The following is a 23,863-nucleotide window of genomic DNA, read 5'->3' as shown; positions in this document are numbered from 1 at the left end:
TTGATAGAGGGATTACCTTATAAAGAAAAATCCTATTATAATGCCCCTTTAAATCGCTAATTTAGTATTACGAGTTTTAGAGGTAAGCTGTGTATAAAAAACTTTTTTGTTATTTCAGAATTTTTTATAAATGATTTTTCAAACAGCAGAGTAAATTTTACAAGAAATATGTTTACTCTAAAGAACTAATAAAAGCTTCATCAAGACCGGTTACACTAGAAATTAAAGCAATATAGCAACCTTGAGCTAACATTTTCTTTGCTACCTCTACTGCTTTATTATATTCCCCTTCAGCTTTTCCTTCAGCTTTTCCAATTTGGATACCTTTAGCTTCACCAATTTGGATACCCTCAGCTTTTCCTCTAGATTCACCAATTTGGATACCTTGAGCTTTACCAACTTGTAAGCCTTCAAGAATACCTAATTCTTTTCCTTCTTGTTGCCAATGCTCTGCTAAACTTCTCATAAGCCTTGTTCCTATTTCTGGATTCAACTTTGTTGATAATAAATTCTCTAGTTTTATTTTATCAGCTTGCTCTATCTTTGTCAAAGTATAATATAATATCATTTCTAGATAATCATAGCCTATCGTTATTTTGGTTAATTCCGGTAATATATCTGATATTTCTTGCCATCTTTTTAATAATTCCCTCTCATGTATATGCTTGAGAAAAAATTCTAATATCCCTGACCATATCCTTTGTTTAAACTCTTCATCAGGAATTTCATGGACATTCACTAATTGGTAATCATTAATCCATAATTCTCTTGCTAATTTGTTATTAGCAAATAAATCCCACAAATTCCTTGCAACATTATATTTCTCCTGACCATTGTAAAATATCATCGGGTATATTAATGGTAAAGTCTTAGCTTTAGGATTTTGTATTAAATATCGCTCACAAATATTAATCATATATTTAAAAAGCCTAAAAGCCATAAAATGATCTGCTTTTGATTGATGTTCTACAAGCAAAAATAAGTATCCGTCTTGTTTATCAAATTTGCATGAGAATAAAACATCAGAGATAGAATCTTTTAAAGAGCTTTCTACAAAAGTGGTATTTTCCATTGCTAAACTAGGAAAATCTATTAAACTTTTAATATTTGGGGGCAAATGTGCATTAAAGAACTCATGGGCGACTAGAGGATTCTCCAGTGCCTTACGAAATATCTTATCATGCTTAGCTTTCTTCGTGCCTTTATCTGGATCACCCAGCAGGTTTCCTTGTTCACTCATATATTTATATTTTTTAACTTGATAAAATATTATTACACTACACTCTAAACTCTTATTCCTTGATTTAGCTTGATCTCAGATACTTGCTTTACTGCACTTCTTATTTCTTTAGCTATTTCTGAGCTTGGACTTATATATTGCATTACTTGTTTATCTCTTCCTATGGCATTTAAGTAATCTTCAGGGACGAGATGGCTTTTGCCTTGAAAATCATGTACTACTATATCAGAAAATTTTTTATCACCAAGATTATAATTAGGATCAAATTTATTCTGCATAATTTGTAAATCTTTCTGTATCTTCTGCTCTATTGCTGCTATGCAAATCTTGTTACTATAAGCAGTACAAGAATCTATACCTTTTTCTCTGTAGATTTGTAAAGCAGTATCGATATTTTCTGCTGTGCCAAACTTGGCTAGAGCTGTTATTTGCTGTTGTTGCAAATTATTTAGTCCGTTATTATCGTTATTTGCAAATTTTGAAAATAGTAATTCTATAGACTTAATTTGTGATTTGCTATTATCATTTGCTTTTAAGGATGATTTAAGTTCTGTTGCCTTACTAGCTGCTGTTAATTTTATTATTTCAGGCTCTATAAGCTTGTCTATAGATTCTGCTCCTTGGGATTTTAACATATCATTAAAATCGCCTTTTTCTGGTGGTCGTATTATTGCTACCGTCGCTCCTTGCCTAATTAATTCTTCCTGAGCCTTAATTACAGTATTAACTGATACTGCATCTTTGCCATCATTATCAGCAGCAATTATTATTCTCTCACCTTTGATAGGCTCATAGTTCCTGATGTTACTTACACCTAAACTACAAAGCATTTTGCCCTTAATACCAGCTTCTGCAATGCTTAAAGTTGTCTCGAGCCCCTCTGCTATAATCGTTACATTACTTGCTGAATTGTTGCCATCTTTACTGTTTGGTATGTTCTGCTGTTCATTATTTTTACTAATCTCAACAAAAGAACCTCTGATTCTGCCAAAAGAACGTTTATTAACCTCAATATCAGCTTTATTATTTGTTTCTTTGTTTAAATAAATTGATTGTCCACCGGTAATATTACCATCTTTATTTCTAGCAAAAGCAATTAATGCAGGATAATATTGTTTGCTATTACTGTCCCACATCATATTGGTTCTAAGATCATTATTGATATCCTGTTAATATTTTTTTAATTCCACGATGTTCTAATAAATATTTTTTTGCTATATTATTTGGCGTCATATAGATTATAGAATCTGATTTTTCATATAATTCTTCAGCTCTCTTTATCTTAGATATTTCAGCATATTTCGCTTGTTGATCTTGATTCTTAACTTTTTGGTCAAATTGCTCTTTTATCTTATCTTCTAATAACTTGCTATTGTTTGATATACCAACCATATCTTGTAAATATTTCTTAGCTTCTACAAAATCACAATTTTTTTCTCTTTGTACTAAGGTAAATAAATCTCCTCCCTCTCCTTTACTAAAATCATACCATCTGCCAGCTTTACTGCCGCCTATCCTCATCACTATTTTGCCATCTTTCTCCCAGCGTAACACTTGACTATTTGATAAATGCTTATTTGGACTACCTAGCAAATTTCTACCTATTTCTTCCGCTTTAAATGATAATCTTTGCTTCAATTCCAATGCTTCTTGTTTATTAATAGCATTATAATCTATTTTATTCTTTGCCATAATATCCTCTTGTAATTTAACACTTATTGTTGTATCTTGTTTATTACAATTCTTGAGGTTATAAGAAGAGCTTTTTCGCTCTTCTTGGGCTTTATGGCTTGTGGCAAGATTTGTGCTAGTGCTTCTTAGGATTTCTGCTACTTTAGCAGGTGGCTCTAACTTCACTCTTAAGTGGTAATAGTTATCATTACTGTGTAATCTATCCTTAATATCTTCTACTACCCCTTTAAACCAATTACCTACTTTATCTATAATATTAGGACTCTTGCTTTCCTGAACTGCTAGCAACTCTTCTAAAGTTTTAAAATTAATGCTAGATAGCCTATTATCTATTTTGCTAAGTTGCGATATTAAACTGGCCATATTCCTGGTAGCCTTCCTATTATAGTAAAGTTTTACCTCTTCTATATGTCTAGTCATGGCTACATAAGAATTTCTGCTATTTCCTGCTAGATTATGTAATACATAGACATCTTTAATTGATGCTCCTTGTGCTTTATACACTGTAGAAGCATAGCCATGTTTAAAGCTTACATCTTGAGGATTAAATTCTATTTCTTTTCCGCTATCTGTTTTAGCTATCAATCTATCGTTACTTACTGAAGTTATCGTTGCAAATTCACCATTTTCTATTTGTAAATCTTTATTAGTACTTTTAAACAAAATACGATCTCCTGCCATATAATCTTCGTGCTTTTCAGATGATAGATAGTGTCTATATTCTTTACCGGTAAGCAAGCCTTTAGCTTTTAATAACTCCCTGATCCCTTGATTAATACTATCTACTTCAACATTACGCATGGTAATTATTAAACGCTCATTTAGAGCAAATTTGCTGTTACTCCAATCATTAATTAATCTTGCCATTGATTCTTCTAGCGTATGATCAATCTTTAAACATTTATGCTGTTCTAGTAACCGCAGACCACCGGCAATATCTGATTTTGCAAAGCATGAAGCCATTTCTCTTGCCCATACTTTATTTTGTCTTCTAATGCTACTTAACTCATATGAGCCAAATTTACTAGCCAATACTGCAAACATTCCTCCTCGCTCAACGGAAGTGAGTTGTCTCTCATCTCCAGCCAGTATCAAATTACAATTATTACTCCTTGCTACTTTTAATAATTCTAAATAATCACTATTACCTACCATTCCTGCTTCATCTACTACTAGCGTAGTATTTCTTGGTAGATTAGCTTTACATTTTCCAGCACGAAATTGGATTAAAGCATGGCTTAAATCTGGCGTGATGGAAGAATATCAATTCACCAAAACAACAGTTGGAACTCCTCAAGGGGGAGTAATAACCCGGATATTGCATGAAGTGAGATTTAAAGTAAGAAATTGAGTAATTTATAATATTAGCAATGATACTTTTGTAAAAATTTTGCCAAAAAGTGCTTTGAAGCCGTTATTTTCAAATTTTAGATGTAATGCCCCTTACCCCATTTTTTCTAAGCACCGGGAACAGTGCTAATCTAGGTTATTCTAATGCTAATTTCTTCATCACATGATTCCATACCTGTCGGTAAGGATATGATGAAGATAACAAAAACTTAATACGCCTAGTATTACGGATAATTACTACCCCAATTTTTAATAATTTTAAACGTATTGTACCTATTTGTGCTTTTGCTAATGCACTACCTTGTAATAAATTACCTCTGATATATTCTACTAAAGTGTATGCAAGACCCGATAAAATCATTCTGAGCTGATTAGCCCACCATCTATGACAAGAAGTACGATCTGCAAATAATTCTAGTTGTTGCTCTTTTATACGGTTTTCCATATCACCACGACCACAGTAAACTTTGTCGTATAAATCTTCAGGTTTATCTGATAAATTAGTTACTATATACCTTGGATTTTCTCCAAGCATTGTCATTTCTGCCTTACCAATTATTCTACGTTCATGACTCCAACTACCAGCCTTATATGGAAACTCACTAAAAAGACGTTGCTTTTCTTGGGTTATAATAAATGCTGCTTTTGACTTCTCCATTGTAGGTTTCAGTAACTCATTTAGTCTGTTATTTTGGGGCATTCCTACAATATATTTTATATTATGAATATCACACCAATCAAACATCTGATGACGACAAAATCCACTATCACCACGAAAAATAATCTTTACCTCTGGCCAAGCTTGGCGAAAACGTTTTACTAACAATGATAATATTGCCCAAGAATGTTTTGCTTGATCCTGCTTTGACGTCCTAAGATAACTAACTAACAGATGCTTTCCACAAAAAACATACAAAGGTAAAAAGCAATTATGACCGTAATAACCATGATAAAACTTACCTTCCTGTTGCCCATGAATTTCATCATCCGTAGCATCAAAATCAAGTATTAGCTGCTTTGGTACTATTTTATGAGACTTAATAAATTTATCAAGCATTAGTTCATGCACTTTAATTGCAAAGTGTCTATCAGCATTGTTTTCTATACGACATAAGGTAGAACTACTTGCCATATCATCAATTGTTTCCATAGCTGTTTGCATAGCAGGACATTTTCGTAGATAATTGTGGTCATTTAAATCTTCATAACCTAATGCAATACCATAAATTCGTTGCCTCAGCATTGTTGCCATATTATGGGTAATTTTACTACCATCTCGTCTATCAGGAAATATTTTAGCAAGCTCCTCTGTTATACCAAGCCTTTTATCTGCTTCTCTTAATAACAACACACCTCCATCGCTACTAATATCACCTCCAGTGAAATTTATCTCTATTGTCCGATTTTTTACTTTGGAAAACTGGTAACTATATGCTATACAATTTGTCATGACAAAATCCTTTGTATTATTCTAATGAAATACCAGTATTATACAGCTTTACGAGGATTTTGTCTCCTATATCTCATGCAATATCCGGGATAAGTCCCTTACTTTTAAATACAGCTCTTCATGGAATGGAAGACATACTTAACATAACTTATGATAAATATGATCATCTCCATCCAAAATCTGAATATGCTTTAGTAAAATATGCTGATGATTTTATAGTTTGTGCAAAATCTGAAAGCTCTTGTATTAAAGCAAAGAAGATAATTAACGATTGGTTAAATATTAGAGGATTAGCATTATCAGAAGAAAAGACTAAGATACTTCATATTAAAGAAGGGTTTGATTTTCTGGGATTTAATATCCGGCAATATAATACCAAGAGTAGAAGAAGAGGTATAACACTACTAGTTAAACCATCCAAAGATACTATAAAATCATTCAAAAAGCGAATGATGATAGAATGGAAAAGAAGCTTCTCATGGGAAATTGATAGGATAATTGAAAACCTTAATCCTAGAATAATGGGATGGTGCAGTTATTTTAACAAAGTTATAGCCAAAAGAACTTTTATCCAACTAGATCGTTGGATGTGGATGCGACAAGCAAGATTTGCTTGTAGAAGACATCCTAATAAATACTGGTGGTGGCTTAAAGAGAAGTATTGGTATGCAACGACAAAATTTATTGCCTGGGGATGACAGCTAACTTTGCCGGTAAGAGGGTGGATAAGTTTGCATAAATAAGCCTCCTTTTTGTTAATGCTTTATAATATTGGAATATTTACTTAAGTTTAAATTCTAGATATAACAACGTTAAATTTGTGTCATACTTGATTTTATAATTGTTTTTCTGTAAGTATTAAGTTTGTTTAAGAGCATGTTTTTTCCTATAACTTTCAGAATTAATTTCTAGAATCGTAGAATGATGAATTAGCCTATCGATAGCTGCTACAGTCATAGAGTTTGTAGCAAAAATACTATCCCATTCACTAAAAGGCTGATTAGATGTAACAATAAGACTCCCTGATTCATATCGCTGAGCAATCAGTTCGAACAAAACATGCGTTTCAGCTTCATCCTTACGTACATATCCTATATCATCAAGGATAATAACATCATATTTATCAAGTTTAGCAAGTTCTGCCGGAAGGCGACAATCTCGACGAGAGGCTTGCAGATTTTGAACAAGCTTAGCCCGGATATTGCATGAAGTGAGATTTAAAGTAAGAAATTGAGTAATTTATAATATTAGCAATGATACTTTTGTAAAAATTTTGCCAAAAAGTGCTTTGAAGCCGTTATTTTCAAATTTTAGATGTAATGCCCCTTACCCCATTTTTTCTAAGCACCGGGAACAGTGCTAATCTAGGTTATTCTAATGCTAATTTCTTCATCACATGATTCCATACCTGTCGGTAAGGATATGATGAAGATAACAAAAACTTAATACGCCTAGTATTACGGATAATTACTACCCCAATTTTTAATAATTTTAAACGTATTGTACCTATTTGTGCTTTTGCTAATGCACTACCTTGTAATAAATTACCTCTGATATATTCTACTAAAGTGTATGCAAGACCCGATAAAATCATTCTGAGCTGATTAGCCCACCATCTATGACAAGAAGTACGATCTGCAAATAATTCTAGTTGTTGCTCTTTTATACGGTTTTCCATATCACCACGACCACAGTAAACTTTGTCGTATAAATCTTCAGGTTTATCTGATAAATTAGTTACTATATACCTTGGATTTTCTCCAAGCATTGTCATTTCTGCCTTACCAATTATTCTACGTTCATGACTCCAACTACCAGCCTTATATGGAAACTCACTAAAAAGACGTTGCTTTTCTTGGGTTATAATAAATGCTGCTTTTGACTTCTCCATTGTAGGTTTCAGTAACTCATTTAGCCCGGATATTGCATGAAGTGAGATTTAAAGTAAGAAATTGAGTAATTTATAATATTAGCAATGATACTTTTGTAAAAATTTTGCCAAAAAGTGCTTTGAAGCCGTTATTTTCAAATTTTAGATGTAATGCCCCTTACCCCATTTTTTCTAAGCACCGGGAACAGTGCTAATCTAGGTTATTCTAATGCTAATTTCTTCATCACATGATTCCATACCTGTCGGTAAGGATATGATGAAGATAACAAAAACTTAATACGCCTAGTATTACGGATAATTACTACCCCAATTTTTAATAATTTTAAACGTATTGTACCTATTTGTGCTTTTGCTAATGCACTACCTTGTAATAAATTACCTCTGATATATTCTACTAAAGTGTATGCAAGACCCGATAAAATCATTCTGAGCTGATTAGCCCACCATCTATGACAAGAAGTACGATCTGCAAATAATTCTAGTTGTTGCTCTTTTATACGGTTTTCCATATCACCACGACCACAGTAAACTTTGTCGTATAAATCTTCAGGTTTATCTGATAAATTAGTTACTATATACCTTGGATTTTCTCCAAGCATTGTCATTTCTGCCTTACCAATTATTCTACGTTCATGACTCCAACTACCAGCCTTATATGGAAACTCACTAAAAAGACGTTGCTTTTCTTGGGTTATAATAAATGCTGCTTTTGACTTCTCCATTGTAGGTTTCAGTAACTCATTTAGTCTGTTATTTTGGGGCATTCCTACAATATATTTTATATTATGAATATCACACCAATCAAACATCTGATGACGACAAAATCCACTATCACCACGAAAAATAATCTTTACCTCTGGCCAAGCTTGGCGAAAACGTTTTACTAACAATGATAATATTGCCCAAGAATGTTTTGCTTGATCCTGCTTTGACGTCCTAAGATAACTAACTAACAGATGCTTTCCACAAAAAACATACAAAGGTAAAAAGCAATTATGACCGTAATAACCATGATAAAACTTACCTTCCTGTTGCCCATGAATTTCATCATCCGTAGCATCAAAATCAAGTATTAGCTGCTTTGGTACTATTTTATGAGACTTAATAAATTTATCAAGCATTAGTTCATGCACTTTAATTGCAAAGTGTCTATCAGCATTGTTTTCTATACGACATAAGGTAGAACTACTTGCCATATCATCAATTGTTTCCATAGCTGTTTGCATAGCAGGACATTTTCGTAGATAATTGTGGTCATTTAAATCTTCATAACCTAATGCAATACCATAAATTCGTTGCCTCAGCATTGTTGCCATATTATGGGTAATTTTACTACCATCTCGTCTATCAGGAAATATTTTAGCAAGCTCCTCTGTTATACCAAGCCTTTTATCTGCTTCTCTTAATAACAACACACCTCCATCGCTACTAATATCACCTCCAGTGAAATTTATCTCTATTGTCCGATTTTTTACTTTGGAAAACTGGTAACTATATGCTATACAATTTGTCATGACAAAATCCTTTGTATTATTCTAATGAAATACCAGTATTATACAGCTTTACGAGGATTTTGTCTCCTATATCTCATGCAATATCCGGGTTAGTGGGGGAAGTAAAGAGTACTCTGATATTTTTTTCTACCAATGCATACCCTAGTGCAGCAACTAAATGACTTTTTCCTACCCCGGATGGACCAAAAACTAATAAATTTTCGGCTCGCTTAACCCAACTAATATTACAAGCTAGGTCATCTACTTTTGCTTTATTTAAAGTTTGAACCTGACTAAAATCAAAAGTAGCTAAAGATTTACCTACCGGTAGATGAGCTTTTCTTAAATAAGTTTGAATCTTTTTCCTCTGACGAGCTTCTACTTCGTATTCAAAAAGGATAGATAAAAACTTAGTATAATCCCATCCCTCATGCTCTGCTTTTTGTAAAATTGATTGCCATAATTCAAGTATAGTAGGTAGACGTAACTCTTTTAAAAGTATAGGTAGTGCTGTAGCATTATGCATGGCTAACCTCTCTTACTAAAAATGAAGGCAAAAGATGATTATATGTTTGTAGTGGAATGTTGCTTAATTTCTACAGGAGGAGGTACTAACTTCATACAAGGTTGATATCGGTTTTGTAACGTTCCTAAACAAGGAACCTTACCTTTAATTAGGGATGACACAACAAATTCTCCTAATTGTTGCTCACAGTTATAATCTGCTGCAAGCTTTAAAATACCTACCATCAATTTATTAGCCTGACGTGGTGTACAATGTTGATCAATTAGCAACCAAATTTTTTTATATATAGGAGTTGGTAGTATGTCATCCCGCAGAATAGAATAGCGAAAAGCTCCGGGTTTACGTACCAAGCTATTAATTAAATGACGATAATTAATGCATCTAGCTGCTTTTTGCTTGTCATCCCCTCTTACTCTAGGTAAATCCAAAACATGATCACTTCCCAAGTAACATGACAAACGATCATCATAAATATGTATTCCTAATTGATACCCTATTAATCTGGAAGGTACACTATACATAACTTTTTTTACTGTAATAGTGCTAGAAGTTGTCACCCTAGCTGTTGTTTGGCTAAAATCTATAGTTCTGTGGGCCGGCAATCCTTTTAAATAAGATCGTTCAATATAAAGTTGTGGTTGATGACGATTATTGTGTCGTTGAACAACAGAGTCTATAAAATTTTGATAGTCATCTATAGATTCAAAATTATAAGAACCACGCAATAAAAGAGCTTGCTCTAAACGTCTCTTAAGATGACCATGTGCAGCCTCAACGCTACCATTCTCATGTCCTTTCCCACGATTGTTTCTTGTAGCATGCATGCCATAATGAGCACATACTTCTTTATAAGAACATGTTATATCATCTGACTCCTCTTGCGATAAATTCTTGAAAGCAGCTGACAAACTGTCAGTCCTATGTTCTTCAGGACATCCTCCTAAACTCCATAATGCATCCTGAAGCGATTGAGAAAGAGCGGTAAAACTTTCTCCGCCCTGAATCACTTTCATAAAAGACCAATTACTATAAGCTAACCGAAAATGATACAATAGATGCTTAACCCGGATATTGCATGAGATATAGGAGACAAAATCCTCGTAAAGCTGTATAATACTGGTATTTCATTAGAATAATACAAAGGATTTTGTCATGACAAATTGTATAGCATATAGTTACCAGTTTTCCAAAGTAAAAAATCGGACAATAGAGATAAATTTCACTGGAGGTGATATTAGTAGCGATGGAGGTGTGTTGTTATTAAGAGAAGCAGATAAAAGGCTTGGTATAACAGAGGAGCTTGCTAAAATATTTCCTGATAGACGAGATGGTAGTAAAATTACCCATAATATGGCAACAATGCTGAGGCAACGAATTTATGGTATTGCATTAGGTTATGAAGATTTAAATGACCACAATTATCTACGAAAATGTCCTGCTATGCAAACAGCTATGGAAACAATTGATGATATGGCAAGTAGTTCTACCTTATGTCGTATAGAAAACAATGCTGATAGACACTTTGCAATTAAAGTGCATGAACTAATGCTTGATAAATTTATTAAGTCTCATAAAATAGTACCAAAGCAGCTAATACTTGATTTTGATGCTACGGATGATGAAATTCATGGGCAACAGGAAGGTAAGTTTTATCATGGTTATTACGGTCATAATTGCTTTTTACCTTTGTATGTTTTTTGTGGAAAGCATCTGTTAGTTAGTTATCTTAGGACGTCAAAGCAGGATCAAGCAAAACATTCTTGGGCAATATTATCATTGTTAGTAAAACGTTTTCGCCAAGCTTGGCCAGAGGTAAAGATTATTTTTCGTGGTGATAGTGGATTTTGTCGTCATCAGATGTTTGATTGGTGTGATATTCATAATATAAAATATATTGTAGGAATGCCCCAAAATAACAGACTAAATGAGTTACTGAAACCTACAATGGAGAAGTCAAAAGCAGCATTTATTATAACCCAAGAAAAGCAACGTCTTTTTAGTGAGTTTCCATATAAGGCTGGTAGTTGGAGTCATGAACGTAGAATAATTGGTAAGGCAGAAATGACAATGCTTGGAGAAAATCCAAGGTATATAGTAACTAATTTATCAGATAAACCTGAAGATTTATACGACAAAGTTTACTGTGGTCGTGGTGATATGGAAAACCGTATAAAAGAGCAACAACTAGAATTATTTGCAGATCGTACTTCTTGTCATAGATGGTGGGCTAATCAGCTCAGAATGATTTTATCGGGTCTTGCATACACTTTAGTAGAATATATCAGAGGTAATTTATTACAAGGTAGTGCATTAGCAAAAGCACAAATAGGTACAATACGTTTAAAATTATTAAAAATTGGGGTAGTAATTATCCGTAATACTAGGCGTATTAAGTTTTTGTTATCTTCATCATATTCTTACCGACAGGTATGGAATCATGTGATGAAGAAATTAGCATTAGAATAACCTAGATTAGCACTGTTCCCGGTGCTTAGAAAAAATGGGGTAAGGGGCATTACATCTAAAATTTGAAAATAACGGCTTCAAAGCACTTTTTGGCAAAATTTTTACAAAAGTATCATTGCTAATATTATAAATTACTCAATTTCTTACTTTAAATCTCACTTCATGCAATATCCGGGTTAATTGTAAAGTGCCAGGAGAAAGGGTACAAATGGACGTTTGCAAAATTGCTAATAATTTATATCAATATACTGCTATAGATGATTGTACCAGGTATAAAGCTTTAGCTTTATATAATAGACGCACTGCTGTAAAACTTTGGATTTTTTAGATCAGGTTATAAAACGTATACCATTCCCTATACAACGCATACAAACTGATAGAGGGCAAGAATTTTTTGCTTATGTAGTTCAAGAATATTTAAGAGAACGAAAAATTAAATTTCGTCCTATCAAACCTTTATCTCCTCATTTAAATGGTAAAGTAGAAAGAACACAAAGAACAGATTTAGATGAATTTTACAGCAGCGTTGATCCTAAGGATTCAGAACTCCAAAACAAACTTATGGTTTGGGAAAAATATTATAATCAGCATAGAGTTCATAGCTCTCTCCACGGCAAAACTCCAAATGAGAAATATGAGAATTTAAAACATATTATTCCTTCCATACAAGAAATTAATGATAACTATAATTCAAAAAAAGAACCATTTGCTGTACAAAATTACAAACATGATCAAATGTTAAATGCTTTACTTAGCAAAAAACAATGACTTACGAGGATGTTTATTGTCACAGTAATAAACTAGAAAGTTACAACTTCATCTGACGACCAGATTGTAATAAGGTATATAAATCACACACGTTAGACCTCCTAATTCTTTCAAGTATACTTGCACGTTCTGCTTCTGCTATGCTGCTTAGAATAGTAATCACCATTTTTCCTGTGCTTCCTTCCGTACTAATCCCATCATCTAAAAAACGAATAGCCACGCATTCTCTTATCCCTAATGATGTTGAAGTATACTAACAGCAAGCTCTATTAATTCCTGCTCTATCTCTTTTATACCTAAATATTTTGCAAGAGGTACATAAATTCTAAGTGTTTCCTTAGCCTTTTTTATTTGCTTTATAGGCGGCATATATTTTATTGTGTGCAAGTTATGTAATCTATCTACTAGCTTAATCAAGATCGCTTTTCTGGATTGTTTGCCACAGGTAAGCTTTAATACGATTTCTTCTTCTGTCAATCGATAAATATTAATTGAATCATTGAGCTTTGTAACCTTAGCTACGAGTTGAGAAATATTATGATTAAAGAGAAATGTAATTTTTTCTAAAGTGAACTCCGTATCTTCTACAGTATCATGTAATAATGCAGCTATTATTACTTCTGAATCTAGAGACCAATCTAGTATTATATATGCAACTTCAAGAGGATGAGAGTAGTAAGGTTCTCCTGTTTTTCTTTTTTGATTACCATGATATTTTTTAGCATAATAAATAGCTTGTTTTATTTTAGAAATATCTAACGCAATATTTCCTTTATTCAATAACGAGATTTTACCTAATAGCTTTTTAGAATAATAACATAATTCTAAATAATCATTAATAACTTGCATAAAATCATACTTATTATATATTAACTATAATGATTGAGATTTCTTAACTTAAGTTAAGAATCCCTAAAGCTTTTTATATAATATAATTCAAACATATGACAACAATAAAATTATATTATTTAAATGATTGGAATAAAATAAAATTATATGGGTGGCAAGCTATCTGTGATAAAGGTTTAGTAGCCCTTAAATCTCCACATAAACTACATAGATGTAATCTATGTTGGGATATAAATTCTGAATCTATGTTACAAGAGATAATAGCATTTTATGGAGATAACCCATTTTTTTTATATAATACATGTAATATTAATTCTAATTATCTGCAATCAGAAGGTAATCTTTTAGAAATGAAATTTGAAACATATAATATAAAAAAAATAAACTGTTATAAAAATGACAATGATTCAATGTTCCTGGAGACCCAAGACATATATTTGTGGGCTAAAGTACTTGCAAACGCAATTAACAAGGAGCATAAGACATTGTTTTTATTTATAAAAACAATGTCAGCTCTAAAAAATTCTAAGTTTTTTTTACTATATTGGAAAAATATTCCTGTAGCTACTTCGATGTTGAGTATTTACGATAATAATGCAGTTCTATCTTTTGTAACAGTTCAAAAACAATTTAGATTACAAGGCTTAGGGAGAACTATTATATTGAAAATAATTAGTTTAGCACACGATATGGATATTAAAACTATTTATTTATACTCAACAGATAGAATTAGCCATGTATATGTAAAGATTGGTTTTACCTTAATAAATAGCTTTTACCTTTATAGAAGCATCTTATGAAAGTATAATAATTTTATTCAAAAATTATTATACTTGGAACTAAAACTAAATAATCCTTATCTAAGAATCGTCACTAGTTGCTAGGATTGGGAATCAATTGCAAAATAACTTAGTTAGAAGGTAAAATTAATGAGTGTAGATATAATAATTCTAATTACTTTTCTTTTAGCTAATCTTATAGTTGGTATATTTTCATCAGGAAAAATTAAAACAGTTAAAGAATATGCTGTAGGAAGGCAAGATTTTAGGACAAGTGATATTGTGGCAACGATAGTAGCTACTTGGGTAGGTGGTGGGATGTTTTCCAATGTTCTACAAAAAACCTATACGGATGGTTTTAAATTTTTGATTGCTGATATTACTAATTGCTTCTCTTTTCTTTTTTGCTATATGCTTGTTCCACGTATGGGTGAATTTTTAGGTGCAACTTCTATAGCTACAGCAATGGGTAATATATATGGGAAATATGTAAAACTTATTACAGCAATTGCTGGATTAATTGTCTCTGTAGGTTTTATTGGTATACAACTCAAAGTTTTTGGTGGCTTAATAGGACATTTTTTTGATGTCCCCATAGCATATACAATATTTATCAGTGGAATAATAGTTGTATCATATTCTTGTTTTGGTGGAATAAGAGCTGTAACTTTTACAGATGTATTACAATTTTTTACTTTCTGTGCCTTTATCCCAATTCTAGGATTCTCTATATGGAGACATTCCTCTCAGGATATAATTGATATTCTAAAAAATTCTCCTTTACTTAATTACCGGGATATATTTAATAGTTCTCAAGAATTTTTCATTTTTATTACTCTTTCGTTGTACTTTGCATTACCATCATTTTATCCTGCATATTTTCAGCGTTTTGCTATTGCAAAAAATATTTTTCAACTACGCAAAGCATTTTTAATTGCAACTTTAATTTTGTTATTAATGAAAATTTTTATAGCATTAATTAGTATATTTCTATATTCAGTCAATCCCACACTACAACCTAATTTAATGCTTGGATATATTATTGATAACTATTCTTATCCAGGGCTGAAAGGTATTATAGTATCAGGGCTTGCAGCTCTTATTATGTCTACTGCAGATTCACATATCAATGCTGCATCTATGCTTGTAGCTTCTGACATAATGAATAAAGATAGTAATTCTAATAATCTATTTGTATGCAGATTGGCATCAATAATAATTGGTGTTTTAGGAATTTTTCTTGCTATTTCACAAAATAATATTCTTGATATAATGCTTATGTCAGCAAGTTTTTACATGCCTATTGTAACTGTACCATTTATTTTTACTGTAGTTGGATTTCGAAGTAGTGGTAAAGCTGTGTTAATTGGCATGATAGCCGGTTTTATAACAGTTGTTATTTGGCGTATATTCTTTATGAATACAGGTATAGATAGTGTAGTTCCGGGTATAATTGCAAATTTATTATTTCTGTTTGGTAGCCATTATTTATTAAAACAACCAGGTGGATGGGGCATGATAAAAGATCCTTATACCATAAAAGCTATTCAAGATGAAAGAAAAAGAAAAATTATTAGTATTTATCATTCTTTTACTAAGTTTAATTTAACTAAATTTTTAGAAAATAATACTCCTAAAAATAATATCACCTATAGTTTTTTCGGTGTTTTTATTTTCTTCTCTACCATAGCAACTATTTACACAGTAAAAATATTCGTATTAGTTGTAGAAGAAAAACTATTAACTACTATATTTCAAATAATGTTAATTATGTCTGCTTTATTTATTTGCTACCCTATATGGCCTGCAGGGTTAAATAAAAAACTAAAACAGATGCTTTGGTTCATAAGTATATTTTTTCTTTTAACCTTATGTAATAGTTTTTTTGTTATTATCAATAACTTTGCTACATCTCAACTAATTATCTTTGCTTTAAATACGGTAGTATTAGCTATGCTTATAAGATGGAAAGTTGCAGTTATTACATTAATTATTGGCACATTTTGTAGTATTCAGATTTGTGAATATTTTATATTACCTGCTCTTCAAATTAAGATTACAATAAGTTATTTTTATATTACATATATATGTTTACTTATTAGTACAATTATAGTTGCTTTTATTATCCCAAAAGAAAAAGAAAAAGAATTGATAGCATTTTTTTTAAATCAGCTTACACATCAAAATGAAGAAAGAAAAAAAACTCTCCTAAAAGTATTGCAGTATAGAACAGAATTTTTTAACAATATTGATCAAAATTGTATAAGTTTATTCCAAAGTTTAAATCAAAAAATTCAGTCATTGAATCAAGATATACAGCAATGTAAAGAACCTAAACAAATCCTACAAAAAAGCAAAAATCTTTCAAAGGTAGTATCCAAAATTAATGAAGGTGGGGAATATTTACGTAAAGTAATATTTCAATTACAACATAATTTAAAAATAAACTTAGATGAAGTTAATTTACGTGATTTTTTACAAAAAATTGTGGATGAGCAAAAACCATTATTGTTTAATAAAAAAATCTTATTTCAATTCAATAGTGATAATACGGAAAATATCTATCTAGATGTAATTTTAATTAAACAAATTATTGAACTTTTTATTCAAACTGGTATCAAATACCTAACTCAAGATATTATACTAATAAAGATCGATGATACAGAAATATGTTATGATTTAAGCTTTACAGATAAAATGAAAGCTATAAGAAAAGCGGTGAAAATTACAGTAATATTTAATGCTGTTAAGGTAACACCTAAAATTATAAGCACTTTGCTATTAAAATTAAATGATGTAAATTCAGATTTTTATCAAATAGTTTTTGCCCATTTTGGAAAATGTAATTTACAAATAACAGAAAAAAAAGAACTTTGTTATTCTTTAACTATTCCTAAAGAATTAAATAAAATTAGATCAGCAAAATTTAATTTGCTTAATGATGAATGGGAAAAAATAATATCCATGTATTCTGAATTAAAAGAGACAAGTGATCAAGTTAAAATTAATGTAGCAAAAAAACTTTTAGAACATGGTATAGATAATTATATAATTTCAAAATCTACTAACTTACCTATTGAAGAAGTGAATAAGTTAACAACATAAACGTTAAACATAATAGGGTGCTGTTGCAAATAGAATAAGAGTAATTTAATTCTTTTGCACACGATCAATTTGATATTGCAGAGCTATTTTCTTACAGAAAAAAGCCATAGATATTTTGATATATTTGTGTGATTTATATACCTTATTACAATCTGGTCGTCAGATGAAGTTGTAACTTTCTAGTTTATTACTGTGACAATAAACATCCTCGTAAGTCATTGTTTTTTGCTAAGTAAAGCATTTAACATTTGATCATGTTTGTAATTTTGTACAGCAAATGGTTCTTTTTTTGAATTATAGTTATCATTAATTTCTTGTATGGAAGGAATAATATGTTTTAAATTCTCATATTTCTCATTTGGAGTTTTGCCGTGGAGAGAGCTATGAACTCTATGCTGATTATAATATTTTTCCCAAACCATAAGTTTGTTTTGGAGTTCTGAATCCTTAGGATCAACGCTGCTGTAAAATTCATCTAAATCTGTTCTTTGTGTTCTTTCTACTTTACCATTTAAATGAGGAGATAAAGGTTTGATAGGACGAAATTTAATTTTTCGTTCTCTTAAATATTCTTGAACTACATAAGCAAAAAATTCTTGCCCTCTATCAGTTTGTATGCGTTGTATAGGGAATGGTATACGTTTTATAACCTGATCTAAAAAATCCAAAGTTTTACAGCAGTGCGTCTATTATATAAAGCTAAAGCTTTATACCTGGTACAATCATCTATAGCAGTATATTGATATAAATTATTAGCAATTTTGCAAACGTCCATTTGTACCCTTTCTCCTGGCACTTTACAATTAAGCATCTATTGTATCATTTTCGGTTAGCTTATAGTAATTGGTCTTTTATGAAAGTGATTCAGGGCGGAGAAAGTTTTACCGCTCTTTCTCAATCGCTTCAGGATGCATTATGGAGTTTAGGAGGATGTCCTGAAGAACATAGGACTGACAGTTTGTCAGCTGCTTTCAAGAATTTATCGCAAGAGGAGTCAGATGATATAACATGTTCTTATAAAGAAGTATGTGCTCATTATGGCATGCATGCTACAAGAAACAATCGTGGGAAAGGACATGAGAATGGTAGCGTTGAGGCTGCACATGGTCATCTTAAGAGACGTTTAGAGCAAGCTCTTTTATTGCGTGGTTCTTATAATTTTGAATCTATAGATGACTATCAAAATTTTATAGACTCTGTTGTTCAACGACACAATAATCGTCATCAACCACAACTTTATATTGAACGATCTTATTTAAAAGGATTGCCGGCCCACAGAACTATAGATTTTAGCCAAACAACAGCTAGGGTGACAACTTCTAGCACTATTACAGTAAAAAAAGTTATGTATAGTGTACCTTCCAGATTAATAGGGTATCAATTAGGAATACATATTTATGATGATCGTTTGTCATGTTACTTGGGAAGTGATCATGTTTTGGATTTACCTAGAGTAAGAGGGGATGACAAGCAAAAAGCAGCTAGATGCATTAATTATCGTCATTTAATTAATAGCTTGGTACGTAAACCCGGAGCTTTTCGCTATTCTATTCTGCGGGATGACATACTACCAACTCCTATATATAAAAAAATTTGGTTGCTAATTGATCAACATTGTACACCACGTCAGGCTAATAAATTGATGGTAGGTATTTTAAAGCTTGCAGCAGATTATAACTGTGAGCAACAATTAGGAGAATTTGTTGTGTCATCCCTAATTAAAGGTAAGGTTCCTTGTTTAGCCCGGATATTGCATGAGATATAGGAGACAAAATCCTCGTAAAGCTGTATAATACTGGTATTTCATTAGAATAATACAAAGGATTTTGTCATGACAAATTGTATAGCATATAGTTACCAGTTTTCCAAAGTAAAAAATCGGACAATAGAGATAAATTTCACTGGAGGTGATATTAGTAGCGATGGAGGTGTGTTGTTATTAAGAGAAGCAGATAAAAGGCTTGGTATAACAGAGGAGCTTGCTAAAATATTTCCTGATAGACGAGATGGTAGTAAAATTACCCATAATATGGCAACAATGCTGAGGCAACGAATTTATGGTATTGCATTAGGTTATGAAGATTTAAATGACCACAATTATCTACGAAAATGTCCTGCTATGCAAACAGCTATGGAAACAATTGATGATATGGCAAGTAGTTCTACCTTATGTCGTATAGAAAACAATGCTGATAGACACTTTGCAATTAAAGTGCATGAACTAATGCTTGATAAATTTATTAAGTCTCATAAAATAGTACCAAAGCAGCTAATACTTGATTTTGATGCTACGGATGATGAAATTCATGGGCAACAGGAAGGTAAGTTTTATCATGGTTATTACGGTCATAATTGCTTTTTACCTTTGTATGTTTTTTGTGGAAAGCATCTGTTAGTTAGTTATCTTAGGACGTCAAAGCAGGATCAAGCAAAACATTCTTGGGCAATATTATCATTGTTAGTAAAACGTTTTCGCCAAGCTTGGCCAGAGGTAAAGATTATTTTTCGTGGTGATAGTGGATTTTGTCGTCATCAGATGTTTGATTGGTGTGATATTCATAATATAAAATATATTGTAGGAATGCCCCAAAATAACAGACTAAATGAGTTACTGAAACCTACAATGGAGAAGTCAAAAGCAGCATTTATTATAACCCAAGAAAAGCAACGTCTTTTTAGTGAGTTTCCATATAAGGCTGGTAGTTGGAGTCATGAACGTAGAATAATTGGTAAGGCAGAAATGACAATGCTTGGAGAAAATCCAAGGTATATAGTAACTAATTTATCAGATAAACCTGAAGATTTATACGACAAAGTTTACTGTGGTCGTGGTGATATGGAAAACCGTATAAAAGAGCAACAACTAGAATTATTTGCAGATCGTACTTCTTGTCATAGATGGTGGGCTAATCAGCTCAGAATGATTTTATCGGGTCTTGCATACACTTTAGTAGAATATATCAGAGGTAATTTATTACAAGGTAGTGCATTAGCAAAAGCACAAATAGGTACAATACGTTTAAAATTATTAAAAATTGGGGTAGTAATTATCCGTAATACTAGGCGTATTAAGTTTTTGTTATCTTCATCATATCCTTACCGACAGGTATGGAATCATGTGATGAAGAAATTAGCATTAGAATAACCTAGATTAGCACTGTTCCCGGTGCTTAGAAAAAATGGGGTAAGGGGCATTACATCTAAAATTTGAAAATAACGGCTTCAAAGCACTTTTTGGCAAAATTTTTACAAAAGTATCATTGCTAATATTATAAATTACTCAATTTCTTACTTTAAATCTCACTTCATGCAATATCCGGGTTAGGAACGTTACAAAACCGATATCAACCTTGTATGAAGTTAGTACCTCCTCCTGTAGAAATTAAGCAACATTCACTACAAACATATAATCATCTTTTGCCTTCATTTTTAGTAAGAGAGGTTAGCCATGCATAATGCTACAGCACTACCTATACTTTTAAAAGAGTTACGTCTACCTACTATACTTGAATTATGGCAATCGATTTTACAAAAAGCAGAGCATGAGGGATGGGATTATACTAAGTTTTTATCTATCCTTTTTGAATACGAAGTAGAAGCTCGTCAGAGGAAAAAGATTCAAACTTATTTAAGAAAAGCTCATCTACCGGTAGGTAAATCTTTAGCTACTTTTGATTTTAGTCAGGTTCAAACTTTAAATAAAGCAAAAGTAGATGACCTAGCTTGTAATATTAGTTGGGTTAAGCGAGCCGAAAATTTATTAGTTTTTGGTCCATCCGGGGTAGGAAAAAGTCATTTAGTTGCTGCACTAGGGTATGCATTGGTAGAAAAAAATATCAGAGTACTCTTTACTTCCCCCACTAAGCTTGTTCAAAATCTGCAAGCCTCTCGTCGAGATTGTCGCCTTCCGGCAGAACTTGCTAAACTTGATAAATATGATGTTATTATCCTTGATGATATAGGATATGTACGTAAGGATGAAGCTGAAACGCATGTTTTGTTCGAACTGATTGCTCAGCGATATGAATCAGGGAGTCTTATTGTTACATCTAATCAGCCTTTTAGTGAATGGGATAGTATTTTTGCTACAAACTCTATGACTGTAGCAGCTATCGATAGGCTAATTCATCATTCTACGATTCTAGAAATTAATTCTGAAAGTTATAGGAAAAAACATGCTCTTAAACAAACTTAATACTTACAGAAAAACAATTATAAAATCAAGTATGACACAAATTTAACGTTGTTATATCTAGAATTTAAACTTAAGTAAATATTCCAATATTATAAAGCATTAACAAAAAGGAGGCTTATTTATGCAAACTTATCCACCCTCTTACCGGCAAAGTTAGCTGTCATCCCCAGGCAATAAATTTTGTCGTTGCATACAAAAATATTGTCACGGATTTTTTTAATTATGTGCCAAGCAGATTCCGGTATATTTTTAAAACCGTCATACTTAAGCAACGCAAAAACAGGATTATTAATTAACTGATTATCGCAAATAATATAACCTTGTTTAGCGAGATACTTAGCAATGGTATATTTCCCCGTGCCTGGTTTTCCTATTAGATAAATGATAGTGGTCATATTGTTTTCAGCATCCATTTTCAAAAAATCTTATAATTTGCAGTTAAAAAGAACTAAAATAGAGTAATTTAAATTTTGTTCGCAGAGCCTAATGTCTAAAAATTCCATTCTTATTATTTCTTACCCTATCTTCTATCATATTTCATACTTATTCGAAAAGAATTTTAGCTAAGTGAAGATAAATATCCATAGTTTCACGCTCATCTTTATTAAAAATATAAGGAGCTTTTACGTAAATAAGATTTTTTAAATTAGGTTGATTTATTTTATCCTTAGATAAATACACATATAGCTGATGAGAAGAATTAGGTTTATCCGTATTTGTTTCCGCATTCAATACTTGAAAAGCTGTTATCTCTTTTTTAGTGCTCGCTAAAAAGGAAGATATTGAATCCTCTAATTCTTGTTTGAATAAAAAACTTAATTCCTTATCTTCTGCCAATTCTTCTTGTGATATTATTCTAATATCATCTAGTTTAAAGTAAAATTTAATATTTTCTAAAAATGACAAAATATAATTTTGTGATGGAGGAAATTCAAAATTTTTAGTAAGTTGGTTATGAAGAAATTTTTTATCTAAATAAAACTGGATTACTTTTAAGTCTTTTTCCTTTAAAATTTTTTCATATCGCCATAATTTTATAGCACCCATTACAATTATAAAGATAAAAACGCTAAGTAGCAGAGGGCATAAAATATTCATTTGGTTGAGCATTATTTTAATTAGTTTAATAAATTAAGTACCTATAGTAGTAAAATTTATTTTAATTTCAACTAATTTATTTATTTTAGTTTCAACCTATTTGTTTTTGTATTTTTAAAAGCAAATTGCTTATTAAGCTGGCTATGATTTAATAATACCTACTTTTCTTGAAAATTGACTAAAGTTATTGAAAGTAAAAGAATTCAACTAAATTGAGTTTTAAAATCTATTTTTAAAGTTAAAACTCTTACTTGATTTAAATCTGAAGATGAATTATAATTAACTTTATGGTTAACTATATTTATAGGTTATAATGAAGGTAGCAAAAATTTCACAATGTTCCGTTGAAAAGATTTGTGAATTACCTCTATATGAAACAAAAGTCCAAGCAGGTTTTCCTTCGCCGGTGGATGGGTATATGAGTAATAGCCTTGATTTAAATAGTCATTTAATTAAACATCCGAAAGCAACTTTTTTTGTTCAGGTGACCGGTGATTCTATGCTAGATGCCGGTATTAAAGAAAATGATTTGTTAATAGTCGATAAATCAATAAAGCCGACTAATAATAAAATAGTCATTGCCGTTATTAATAATGAATTTACAGTTAAACGCTTGAAGATAATAAATAATGAAGCATATTTAGTGCCGGAGAATAAGGATTTTTTACCTACTAAAATAGAAGAAGGTACTTATATTTGGGGCGTAGTAACAAGTGTAATTCAGCAATTTTAACGAGGTATCTAAAAAAGGATATTAAACGCTATATATCAAAATATTATTAAGCTATAGCTTTTTCGAAACTTCTATAAAATAATGAATTGCGTGGAATATAGGCGCGGATAGGGTGGGATTCGAACCCACGGTACGGTTGCCCGTACGCCAGTTTTCAAGACTAGTGCCTTAAACCGCTCGGCCACCTATCCAAGGAAATTCATAGCAAATAACTTCCACTAATTCAAG

General features: G+C 31.5%; 19 protein-coding genes, 1 tRNA gene and 3 pseudogenes. 9 read left to right on the top strand and 14 right to left on the bottom strand.

Features of this window, described 5'->3' with window-relative positions; all coding sequences use genetic code 11:
- Positions 1 to 172 precede the first annotated feature (172 nt).
- From AAGD48_RS04660 to AAGD48_RS04650, 3 genes and pseudogenes are all read right to left on the bottom strand, one after another.
- The gene (locus tag AAGD48_RS04660) at positions 173 to 1,240 is read right to left on the bottom strand and encodes an Rpn family recombination-promoting nuclease/putative transposase (RefSeq protein ID WP_341790610.1); all 1,068 of its coding nucleotides are present in this window, start codon (positions 1,238 to 1,240) and stop codon (positions 173 to 175) included.
- A gap of 44 nt (positions 1,241 to 1,284) precedes the next feature.
- Positions 1,285 to 4,135: pseudogene (locus AAGD48_RS04655) on the bottom strand (AAA family ATPase); the annotation flags it as partial.
- 283 nt (positions 4,136 to 4,418) lie between these two features.
- The gene (locus AAGD48_RS04650; protein WP_341789277.1) at positions 4,419 to 5,732 is read right to left on the bottom strand and encodes an IS1380 family transposase; all 1,314 of its coding nucleotides are present in this window, start codon (positions 5,730 to 5,732) and stop codon (positions 4,419 to 4,421) included.
- A gap of 59 nt (positions 5,733 to 5,791) precedes the next feature.
- Here AAGD48_RS04650 and AAGD48_RS04645 point away from each other — a divergent pair, with 59 nt between their 5' ends.
- A complete protein-coding gene (locus AAGD48_RS04645; RefSeq protein ID WP_341790609.1) occupies positions 5,792 to 6,430 on the top strand; it encodes a group II intron maturase-specific domain-containing protein in 639 nt (212 codons plus the stop codon).
- A gap of 160 nt (positions 6,431 to 6,590) precedes the next feature.
- On the opposite strand, the pseudogene AAGD48_RS04640 reads toward AAGD48_RS04645, so the two are convergent.
- The 5 genes and pseudogenes from AAGD48_RS04640 to AAGD48_RS04620 form a co-directional block, all read right to left on the bottom strand.
- Positions 6,591 to 6,920, bottom strand: a pseudogene (locus tag AAGD48_RS04640) (ATP-binding protein); the annotation flags it as partial.
- A 181-nt stretch (positions 6,921 to 7,101) separates the two neighbouring features.
- Complete coding sequence (locus AAGD48_RS04635) at positions 7,102 to 7,656, bottom strand: transposase (protein ID WP_410526034.1); 555 nt, start codon at positions 7,654 to 7,656, stop codon at positions 7,102 to 7,104.
- A 167-nt stretch (positions 7,657 to 7,823) separates the two neighbouring features.
- The gene (locus AAGD48_RS04630) at positions 7,824 to 9,137 is read right to left on the bottom strand and encodes an IS1380 family transposase (protein ID WP_341789277.1); all 1,314 of its coding nucleotides are present in this window, start codon (positions 9,135 to 9,137) and stop codon (positions 7,824 to 7,826) included.
- Between the two features lie 73 nt (positions 9,138 to 9,210).
- Positions 9,211 to 9,642 carry an ATP-binding protein gene (locus AAGD48_RS04625; RefSeq protein ID WP_341790608.1) on the bottom strand — a complete coding sequence of 144 codons (432 nt, stop codon included), beginning with the start codon at positions 9,640 to 9,642 and terminating at the stop codon, positions 9,211 to 9,213.
- 38 nt (positions 9,643 to 9,680) lie between these two features.
- Positions 9,681 to 10,655 (bottom strand): Mu transposase domain-containing protein, encoded by a 975-nt coding sequence (locus tag AAGD48_RS04620; protein ID WP_341790607.1) that lies wholly within the window; start codon positions 10,653 to 10,655, stop codon positions 9,681 to 9,683.
- Positions 10,656 to 10,794: 139 nt separating this feature from the next.
- Here AAGD48_RS04620 and AAGD48_RS04615 point away from each other — a divergent pair, with 139 nt between their 5' ends.
- Together AAGD48_RS04615 and AAGD48_RS04610 are read left to right on the top strand one after the other, a co-directional pair.
- Positions 10,795 to 12,108, top strand: a complete 1,314-nt coding sequence (locus AAGD48_RS04615) for an IS1380 family transposase (protein ID WP_341790606.1) — start codon at positions 10,795 to 10,797, stop codon at positions 12,106 to 12,108.
- A 315-nt stretch (positions 12,109 to 12,423) separates the two neighbouring features.
- A complete protein-coding gene (locus tag AAGD48_RS04610) occupies positions 12,424 to 12,876 on the top strand; it encodes an integrase core domain-containing protein (protein ID WP_410526010.1) in 453 nt (150 codons plus the stop codon).
- Between the two features lie 106 nt (positions 12,877 to 12,982).
- Here AAGD48_RS04610 and AAGD48_RS10630 read toward each other — a convergent pair.
- Positions 12,983 to 13,096: pseudogene (locus AAGD48_RS10630) on the bottom strand (recombinase family protein); the annotation flags it as partial.
- 14 nt (positions 13,097 to 13,110) lie between these two features.
- A complete protein-coding gene (locus tag AAGD48_RS04600; protein WP_341789555.1) occupies positions 13,111 to 13,725 on the bottom strand; it encodes an HD domain-containing protein in 615 nt (204 codons plus the stop codon).
- A 95-nt stretch (positions 13,726 to 13,820) separates the two neighbouring features.
- Between AAGD48_RS04600 and AAGD48_RS04595 the strand changes: the two genes are divergently transcribed.
- Positions 13,821 to 14,525: a GNAT family N-acetyltransferase gene (locus AAGD48_RS04595; RefSeq protein WP_341789556.1), complete on the top strand. Its 705-nt coding sequence runs from the start codon at positions 13,821 to 13,823 to the stop codon at positions 14,523 to 14,525.
- 129 nt (positions 14,526 to 14,654) lie between these two features.
- Entirely contained in the window at positions 14,655 to 17,609 is a 2,955-nt protein-coding gene (locus AAGD48_RS04590) for a sodium:solute symporter family transporter (RefSeq protein WP_341789557.1), read from the top strand.
- 215 nt (positions 17,610 to 17,824) lie between these two features.
- Here the strand turns inward: AAGD48_RS04590 and AAGD48_RS04585 are convergent, their stop codons facing one another.
- Positions 17,825 to 18,277, bottom strand: coding sequence for an integrase core domain-containing protein (locus AAGD48_RS04585; RefSeq protein ID WP_410526010.1), 453 nt, complete (start codon positions 18,275 to 18,277; stop codon positions 17,825 to 17,827).
- Between the two features lie 185 nt (positions 18,278 to 18,462).
- Here AAGD48_RS04585 and AAGD48_RS04580 point away from each other — a divergent pair, with 185 nt between their 5' ends.
- From AAGD48_RS04580 to istB, 3 genes are all read left to right on the top strand, one after another.
- Positions 18,463 to 19,374 (top strand): Mu transposase domain-containing protein, encoded by a 912-nt coding sequence (locus tag AAGD48_RS04580; RefSeq protein WP_341789558.1) that lies wholly within the window; start codon positions 18,463 to 18,465, stop codon positions 19,372 to 19,374.
- 66 nt (positions 19,375 to 19,440) lie between these two features.
- A complete protein-coding gene (locus AAGD48_RS04575) occupies positions 19,441 to 20,754 on the top strand; it encodes an IS1380 family transposase (RefSeq protein ID WP_341789277.1) in 1,314 nt (437 codons plus the stop codon).
- 303 nt (positions 20,755 to 21,057) lie between these two features.
- On the top strand, positions 21,058 to 21,804 hold the full coding sequence (istB, locus tag AAGD48_RS04570; RefSeq protein ID WP_341789733.1) for an IS21-like element helper ATPase IstB: 747 nt from the start codon (positions 21,058 to 21,060) through the stop codon (positions 21,802 to 21,804).
- Between the two features lie 119 nt (positions 21,805 to 21,923).
- Here istB and AAGD48_RS04565 read toward each other — a convergent pair whose 3' ends face one another.
- Positions 21,924 to 22,223 carry a hypothetical protein gene (locus AAGD48_RS04565; protein WP_341790605.1) on the bottom strand — a complete coding sequence of 100 codons (300 nt, stop codon included), beginning with the start codon at positions 22,221 to 22,223 and terminating at the stop codon, positions 21,924 to 21,926.
- A gap of 124 nt (positions 22,224 to 22,347) precedes the next feature.
- On the bottom strand, positions 22,348 to 22,851 hold the full coding sequence (locus AAGD48_RS04560; protein WP_341790604.1) for a hypothetical protein: 504 nt from the start codon (positions 22,849 to 22,851) through the stop codon (positions 22,348 to 22,350).
- Between the two features lie 364 nt (positions 22,852 to 23,215).
- Here AAGD48_RS04560 and AAGD48_RS04555 point away from each other — a divergent pair, with 364 nt between their 5' ends.
- The gene (locus AAGD48_RS04555; protein WP_341790603.1) at positions 23,216 to 23,635 is read left to right on the top strand and encodes a translesion error-prone DNA polymerase V autoproteolytic subunit; all 420 of its coding nucleotides are present in this window, start codon (positions 23,216 to 23,218) and stop codon (positions 23,633 to 23,635) included.
- Positions 23,636 to 23,739: 104 nt separating this feature from the next.
- Here AAGD48_RS04555 and AAGD48_RS04550 read toward each other — a convergent pair.
- Positions 23,740 to 23,826, bottom strand: a tRNA-Ser gene (locus AAGD48_RS04550).
- Positions 23,827 to 23,863 lie beyond the last annotated feature (37 nt).

It is taken from the genome of Rickettsia endosymbiont of Polydrusus tereticollis (assembly GCF_964026385.1).
Lineage (GTDB): Bacteria > Pseudomonadota > Alphaproteobacteria > Rickettsiales > Rickettsiaceae > Rickettsia.
The sequence above is the reverse complement of the archived record's forward strand: the minus strand, read 5'-3'. Positions and strand labels throughout refer to the sequence as shown.